Annotated in this window: 1 protein-coding gene and 1 pseudogene; both read left to right on the top strand. The window is 73.6% G+C overall.

Translation table 11 applies throughout. The annotated features are described in order from the left end of the window. Nucleotides 1-609 (top strand): annotated as a pseudogene (locus tag ABT336_RS27400) (energy-coupling factor transporter transmembrane protein EcfT); the annotation flags it as partial. After that, nucleotides 606-1,381, top strand: a 776-nt coding sequence (locus ABT336_RS27395) for an energy-coupling factor ABC transporter ATP-binding protein (protein ID WP_350900490.1), incomplete at its 3' end; no start/stop codon positions are given. The pseudogene ABT336_RS27400 and the gene ABT336_RS27395, both read left to right, overlap by 4 nt.

Here is a 1,381-nt window from a genome sequence, read left to right as displayed (position 1 = left end):
ATCGTCCTGCCGGTCCTCGCCGACGCGCTCGACCGCTCGCTCGCCCTGGCCGCCGCGATGGACTCCCGCGGGTACGGACGCACCGCCGCCGTACCCGCCGGTCGTCGTGCCCTCACCGCCGGCCTGGCCCTGGTCGGCCTCGTCGGTGTCTGCACCGGCACCTACGGGCTCCTCGACGCGACAGTCCCCGGCTACCTCGGTCTGCCGATGCTCCTGGCCGGGCTGACCACTGCCGTGGCCGGGATGCTCCTCGCCGGTCGTCAGGTGCGCCGCAGCCGCTACCGACCCGACCGGTGGCGTCCGCCCGAGATCGTCGTCGCCGGGTGCGGTGCGGTGACACCCGCACTGATGGTCTGGGCGGGCACCGTGGACCCGGCCCGGCTGTACCCCCCGGTGGCACCCCTGACCTGGCCCGAGCTGACCCCGCTGGTGGTCCTCGCCGTCGCCGTCGCCGTCCTGCCCGCCTGGGCGGCACCTCCGCCCCCACTCGCGGCGAGGCCGGTCGAGGGACGTCGGCCCGCGCGACCACCCCGGGGACCGACGGCACCCGCCGACCCGACCCCCACCGACCCGACCGCACGGCACAGTGGAGCCGGAACCTCACGATGATCGAATTCGACCAGGTAAGCGTCGGCTACGCCGAGGCCGCAGACCTGACGTTGCGCAACGTCACCCTCCGCATCGACGAGGGGGAACTCTGCCTCGTCGTCGGCCGGACCGGGACCGGCAAGTCCACCCTCCTGAGGGCGATCAACGGCCTGGTACCGCACTTCACCGGCGGCACCCTGCACGGCGCGGTACGCGTCGACGGCCGCGACACCAGAGACCACCCGCCCCGTGACCTCGCCGACGTCGTCGGGGTCGTCGGGCAGGACCCCCTCCACGGGTTCGTCACCGACACCGTGGAGGAGGAGCTGGCCTACGGGATGGAGCAGTTGGCCCTCCCGGCGCCGGTGATGCGTAAGCGGGTCGAGGAGACCCTCGACCTGCTCGGCATCGCTGAGCTGCGCCACCGGCCCCTGCGTACCCTCTCCGGCGGTCAGCAGCAGCGCGTCGCCATCGGTGCCGTCCTGACCAGTCACCCCCGGGTGCTGGTCCTCGACGAACCGACCTCCGCCCTGGACCCCACCGCCGCCGAGGAGGTCATCGCCGCCGTCACCCGGCTGGTGCACGACCTCGGTGTCACGGTCGTCATGGCCGAACACCGACTGGAACGGGTCGTCCAGTACGCCGACCGACTCGTGTACCTGGGCGGTGACGGCACCGTCGTCGACGGTGAACCGGCAGCCGTCCTCGCCGGGACCGACATCGCCCCGCCGCTGGTCGAGTTGGGGCGTACCGTCGGGTGGGCGCCGCTGCCCCTGTCGGTGCGCGACGCCCG

It is taken from the genome of Micromonospora sp. NPDC000207 (genome assembly GCF_040300925.1).
GTDB lineage: Bacteria > Actinomycetota > Actinomycetes > Mycobacteriales > Micromonosporaceae > Micromonospora.
Note: the sequence above shows the minus strand (reverse complement) of the source record. Positions and strands in the feature narration are given on the sequence as shown.